Origin of the sequence: Corynebacterium sp. S5S1 (genome assembly GCF_001913985.1) — a bacterium.
Classification (GTDB): Bacteria; Actinomycetota; Actinomycetes; order Mycobacteriales; family Mycobacteriaceae; genus Corynebacterium; species Corynebacterium marquesiae.
Map to the genome: position 1 here is coordinate 1 of NZ_MKXT01000053.1, position 5,921 is coordinate 5,921.

Consider the following 5,921-nt stretch of genomic DNA (forward strand, 5'->3'; position numbering starts at 1 on the left):
CCCCGGTCGAAGTGGAAACCGAATTTTGGGACCAGCACCCGCCGCAAGCAATAATAGAAATCAAGGCAAATGCCTAGGAACAAAACCCGGGGCACTTCAGACCTGCTGTTTACCTACCTGCAACCCCCACCAACAACCATCGACCCCGACAACCTTGCAGCAACAACAAACAGCCTCGAAGGTGGCATCAACGCCCCCATAAAAGAACTAGCCCGCAGACACCGCGGACTATCACTACCGCATCAACGCACAGTGATGGATTGGTGGCTGTATCTACATACAGAAGTCCCTGACGATCCGGTCAAGATCGCCAGGGACCAACGATGGGGTCAAGACGCACTTTCCACAGCAACAGACCTGATCACCCACAACACCACAGCCACTACCAATGACATCGGTGCACCAGCAGAATACGACACCGCCATCGACACCAGCTACCAACACAACCTCGGCATCCAAAAAGGCTGGATCAAATAACCGCAACACGCCCGGAAAAGACACACTTTTCTTTACTTAACCCGTGCTAGAGGTTATGACGCAAGTTTATTGAATTCCAGAGAATTTCTGAACATCCGGCGAGCGAAGGAAACGCCCGGCCATTTCCACAGCTGGCTGAGAAGAATCTCCTTCGATTACAAGGGACGCAATCGCCAATTCCCCTGTCGTTCCAGCGAACCAGCCATTGGAAAGCTTGCCATCAATTTCTGCTGTACCAGTCTTTCCGCCAAGTGCACTAAGATCACTCAACGACCTAGCTGAACCGTGGTCAATTGTTGATTTCATCATCGTCCGGAGGCTTTGAATAGTTGTATCGCTGACATGCTGGTCTGCCTGTTTATTCACTACTGTCTGTTCGCCTTGAATGAGCTGTGGAGGAACAAGCAAGCCGCCGTTAGCGACAGTCGATTGCATGAGCGCAATCCCAAATGGACTAGCTAGAACCTCGCCCTGTCCAATAGAAGCCTCCACACGAGGAGGTCCAGCCGGTGTCCGCGGCACCGAACCAGTAAGTGTGGTCATCCCTGGTACGTCGAAGTCGGAGCCAATTCCGAGTTCTAAAGCAGTCCGTTGCAGATCATCTTCTCCCAAACGATCCGAAATGACCGCTTGGGTTGTGTTACATGATTGGGCGAAAGCTTCTTCCAGTCGAACGCTACCTAGATCGAAGTCATGATCGTTGGGAATCTTGCGTCCAGCGACGGTGATATTGCTAGGACAAGGTAGTTCCTCATCCATGCTGACTGCCCCTGCCTCTAGTGCCGCCGCTGTGGTCACAGTTTTGAACGTCGATCCCGGTGGGAATAGCCCGGTGAGTGCGATTGGCCCTTGGTTATTTGCCTTGTCATTTTGTGCAACGGCAAGGACACCTCCTGTTCTAGGATTGAGCACGACTAGAACTGCGGCACGTTGCTCACTGTCCACTGCTTGTTTTGCTGCGCTTTGCAGTGTGGTATCCAGAGTGGTTGCGATTGGCTGAACTCGGCGAGGCGGCTCAGAGGCTACCGTCGTCATACCTTGTGAACTCTCAGCGCGTATCGACCATCCTGAATTAGCATCGAGCACTGACTCCCAATATTTGTTCAATTCAGCATCCAGCGGAGAGTTAAGAGTTTTGGACACGCTTAAGAGACGCCCCTGCTCCACAGTGGAAATTCCCTCAAAGGTCCTAAGTTGCTCTTGTATCTTCCGGAATTCTTCCTGCCTCAAAGTGAGGAGCACGGTGTCTTCATCCTGAGACTCTCCCAAGGTCTGCTCGATCCACTCCTTAGTCGTTGTGGGAGACACTGGTGCAAAAATCTGGGCCAATTCCTGCGCTCTAGAGGCTATATCTTTGCGACCTCGTACCTGAATAACTTTCGTCCAGGTCATATATTCATTGCCCAAGCGATCTTTAATTGGAAGATCGTACTGTTTATCTTCAGCAAAAAAGAGTGCGGAATCATCGCTCAACTGAGCTTCGAAGATCGAAGGCAACCATTGAGGCTTACCATCCTGTCCACTAAGGACGAGCCGACCATTGCTCTCCAACTCCACACCATCTTTGGACCAAGTCACATGAGTATTCTTCTTTCCATTGGAAATATCAGATGTTTCGATGTTGACCTTCACACCATGAAGTGACTGCCGAAATTCATGAAGGGCGCGCTCCGGGTCTGGATGATCCAGATACCGTGCAGCCTTGCTGTCATCTCCCGCGTTGAAAGCTTTGAGAAATACGTCTGAGTCTGATTCCCACGGTAGAGCTGAACAGCTGCTCAACATCACTGCGGAGAGCGAACAGAGTGCAATCACCGACTGACGGAAACGATTGTGCTTAGTCATCATGGGAGTGACGTTAAGTGAGACGCATTGGATGCCACCAATATCACATAATGCAATTGTCTCATTTCATTCACATATAGGCGATGGTAGAAGTGTGTATTCAAGTGGCAGAAATTCTAACGAAGAGCGTCCACGAGCAGTCTAGCCACTTCGCCAATAGCACCATCGTGAGTACTCATTGCTTGTTCTGGCACCACCTGTTTCAGCATGATGGACACCACAATGGGCTCCTCGCCCTCAACCTGGATAATCGAAGCTTCACCATGGAGAAGTCCTACAGTGCCCGTTTTTCCATAGATATCAACGCCGCTTGGAGGAAAGCCTGAAGGAACACGGTGACGCCACACCTGCAACCCCAAGAGTTCACACATAGATCGACGTACCGCTGCACTATCGTCTTTCCAAACCTGTTCCAAGTCATTAGTTATTTCCGCCAACGAAGAGACTGCAGAAAACGCTATATCTGTACTACTCCCCCCTTGGGATTGAACATATTGACGCAATTGTTTCTCCGCCGTCACTAAGCTATTCCGATCTTGCAAGTCATAATGAGGTGGAAACCGTTTAAGAAATGCTTCTCGAGCCCACGCAGGCAGTAGACGCAAAATCTCGTGGGCGGCCACGTTATCTGACACCGATGCGACTTGTTTCATTAAGTCTCGGAGACTCACGTTCACTGCGTCATCAAAGGCAGCGAACCCATACCCTTCGTAAGTTCCTTTGGACGGTGCAACGTCAACACGAAGACGAGGATCCAGATCACCTCGTTGAATCGCTTCCAAAGTGAGGTGGAGGAGCCGGATTTTATATAAGGATGCCACCGTAATTTTCTCGTCTTGTTTGCGTCCGATAGTCACCCCATCGTGCAGTCGCGATGCACACCACCATCCCTCACACCCCGACCGCATCAACACGTTTTCCAGGGCCATCTCCATCCGTGCAGTCATTGGTTAATCCTTCGACAAATTCTTTCGGCGACCGCCATGGCCTCGGCGCCATTGTCCATCCCACCTCGGCGAACCACTACATCCACGGAAAAATCGAAACGGGAAGGAAGCTCAATAGCATTGTCAAACTGGTGAAAACCGCGAAATACCAAAGACATCCCCTCCCCTCTTCCAATCAATAAGCCCCTACCTAGAGCATCCTCTGAATCATTAATTTCGCAAGACACACCCGACCGAAATAGCTCTCTCGCCAAACCACTGGCTGCACTTGAAGTGTCATTCAGGTTCTCCACCAGCAGATTCAATTGAGACAAGGTCTTATCCAACCTTGAATACCCCGGCGGCACCACTAGATCACGTGACAGAGAAAACTGCCTCGCACTGCGGTGAGTACCCAAGGGAACCGGAGCTTGAACAAGCCCCGCATGAATAGCGCCTTCTTCAACACGGGCAAGAATCTCAACAGAAGGCAGTGACGACAAAACTACTCCATCATGCTGCTGTGCCTTTGCTGCAATACGCGATCCTATCTCGCTTGGAAGCGCACTACTGATGGCCAAACGAAACCCGCTTTGCGCACCACTTCGGATACCGTCAATCATCGAATGCATAGTCTGAAGATCGCGATTAATCACCCGGGCATATGGAAGCAAGGTCAACCCTGCCTCGGTTAGTTTCACTTCCCCCGCCCCTCGGATAAATAGCGGTGTACCTACACCAGCTTCTAAGCGCTTAATGGCATTGGAGACAGGCGGCTGACTCACTCCCAGTCGCGCTGCCGCCGCTGTAAAACTACCGGTCTCCGCTAAAGCCACGAAATACTGCCATTGGCGCAGATTTCCCGTCTGAGCAATCATGGGTCTCAGTATAGTGGAGCACGAGTTCGCACCACTGCAGCGTAAAATGATGTCTTTGGCTTGAGCAACACCGTCGCGGTGGCGTCGATAAACAAAAAGGAAGTGACACACAGCGTGGGCATTGGAAACGGACCGCTCATTGTGCAGTCGGATAAGACCGTGCTGCTGGAAATCGACCACGAACAGGCGCAGGAGGCGCGCACCGCGCTGGCACCGTTCGCGGAGCTGGAGCGCGCGCCGGAGCACGTGCACACCTACCGCATCACCCCGCTGGCGCTGTGGAACGCCCGCGCGGCAGGGCACGACGCGGAGCAGATCATGGACGTGCTGGAAACCTACTCGCGGTTCCCCGCCCCGCAGCCGCTGCTCATCGACATTGCCGACACGATGGATCGCTACGGGCGGCTGAAGCTCATCAAGCACCCAGCGCACGGGCTCGTGCTAGAGACGACGGACAGGGCTGTGCTGACGGAGATCCGGCGTCACAAAAAGATCAAGCCCATGTTGGGCGCAGAGATCGACGAGGACTCGATCGTTGTGCACCCTTCCGAGCGCGGCAGGCTCAAGCAGGAACTGCTGAAGGTCGGCTGGCCCGCAGAGGACCTGGCGGGATACGTCGACGGCGAGGCACACCCCATCGAGCTGTCGCAGGAACACGAAGAATGGCAGCTGCGCGACTACCAGGAGATGGCGGCCGATAGCTTCTGGGAAGGCGGCTCGGGCGTGGTAGTGCTGCCATGTGGTGCGGGCAAGACGATGGTCGGCGCGGCCTCGATGGCCAAGGCAAAGGCCACCACCCTGATCCTGGTGACGAACACCGTCGCGGGCAGGCAGTGGAAGGACGAGCTAGTGCGCCGCACCTCCCTGACGGAGGATGAAATCGGCGAATACTCCGGAGAGAAGAAGGAGATCCGCCCCGTGACCATCGCCACCTACCAAGTGGTCACGCGCAAGTCGAAGGGCGAATACCGGGCGCTGGAGCTGTTCGACTCCCGCGACTGGGGCTTAATCATTTACGACGAGGTTCACCTGCTGCCTGCCCCGGTGTTCCGCATGACCTCCGACCTGCAGTCTCGCCGCCGTCTGGGGCTCACCGCCACCCTGGTGCGCGAGGACGGCCGCGAAGGCGACGTATTCAGCCTGATCGGGCCGAAGCGCTATGACGCCCCATGGAAGGACATCGAGGCCTTCCTGGATCGCATGTCCCCCGGCGGTCTCTCGTCCGTTCCCCAGTCCCTGCGGTATTTGATTGACGACGCCACCAGGGCATTCCAGCAGGGCTCCGCCACCGAACCCCACTCGGCTCGTGTCCCGTCTCGCGTGGATACTCCCCAGCGCAACATCATGGACATCACTGGGGACTCCACCGAGATCGCCTCGGAGATCGACGGCGCCGTGGAGGGTTTTCGCCGCGCCCACGACCAGGCCATCGCCGTGGACCCGGCGGACGGCACGAAGGCCTCGGACACCCGGACCTTCCGCTCGCCGCGGGAGATCATGTCCGAGCTGCGCCGCGCCTATACCGCGGGCACACAGGTGCGCCTGCACTACGTGGACTATGCGGGTGCCACCAGCCATGACTGGATCTCCATCGTGATGATGACCCCCTCCACCATCTCCGCGGTGCTCGAATCCACCGGGGAGAGCCTCACGATCCAACCCCACCGCATCGCTGCGGTGGACGTGCCGTGCTAGAGTGAAGTGTCCCAGGTTTTGTTCCGTTTGAGTAGATGGGAAAATCTGGAATATGCCAAGAAAATTTGACCAGGATGCGAAGGATCGTGTGGTCCGTCTT

The 5,921-nt window shown here is 54.8% G+C and carries 4 protein-coding genes and 1 pseudogene; 2 read left to right on the forward strand and 3 right to left on the reverse strand.

What is annotated here, in order from left to right; all coding sequences use genetic code 11:
- Nucleotides 1-96: 96 nt before the first annotated feature.
- Nucleotides 97-477, forward strand: a pseudogene (locus tag BKN05_RS11435) (IS1249 family transposase); the annotation flags it as partial.
- Nucleotides 478-543: 66 nt separating this feature from the next.
- Here BKN05_RS11435 and pbp2m read toward each other — a convergent pair.
- The 3 genes from pbp2m to BKN05_RS11450 all read right to left on the reverse strand — a co-directional run bounded on the left by pbp2m (nucleotide 544) and on the right by BKN05_RS11450 (nucleotide 4,126).
- Nucleotides 544-2,325 carry a penicillin-binding protein PBP2M gene (pbp2m, locus tag BKN05_RS11440; protein WP_070420566.1) on the reverse strand — a complete coding sequence of 594 codons (1,782 nt, stop codon included), beginning with the start codon at nucleotides 2,323-2,325 and terminating at the stop codon, nucleotides 544-546.
- Nucleotides 2,326-2,438: 113 nt separating this feature from the next.
- The gene (locus BKN05_RS11445) at nucleotides 2,439-3,269 is read right to left on the reverse strand and encodes a serine hydrolase (RefSeq protein ID WP_049147775.1); all 831 of its coding nucleotides are present in this window, start codon (nucleotides 3,267-3,269) and stop codon (nucleotides 2,439-2,441) included.
- Complete coding sequence (locus tag BKN05_RS11450) at nucleotides 3,266-4,126, reverse strand: LysR family transcriptional regulator (protein ID WP_049377578.1); 861 nt, start codon at nucleotides 4,124-4,126, stop codon at nucleotides 3,266-3,268. Before BKN05_RS11450 ends, BKN05_RS11445 begins: the two co-directional genes overlap by 4 nt.
- A 114-nt stretch (nucleotides 4,127-4,240) precedes the next feature.
- Here BKN05_RS11450 and BKN05_RS11455 point away from each other — a divergent pair, with 114 nt between their 5' ends.
- Nucleotides 4,241-5,821 carry a helicase-associated domain-containing protein gene (locus BKN05_RS11455; RefSeq protein ID WP_016421371.1) on the forward strand — a complete coding sequence of 527 codons (1,581 nt, stop codon included), beginning with the start codon at nucleotides 4,241-4,243 and terminating at the stop codon, nucleotides 5,819-5,821.
- The last annotated feature ends 100 nt before the right edge of the window (nucleotides 5,822-5,921 follow it).

What these genes read in the sequence shown, in the direction of transcription:
- pbp2m (WP_070420566.1), bottom strand. Translation starts at nt 2,325, where the DNA reads ATGATGACTAAGCACAATCGTTTCCGTCAGTCGGTGATTGCACTCTGT.
- BKN05_RS11445 (WP_049147775.1), bottom strand. Translation starts at nt 3,269, where the DNA reads ATGACTGCACGGATGGAGATGGCCCTGGAAAACGTGTTGATGCGGTCG.
- BKN05_RS11450 (WP_049377578.1), bottom strand. Translation starts at nt 4,126, where the DNA reads ATGATTGCTCAGACGGGAAATCTGCGCCAATGGCAGTATTTCGTGGCT.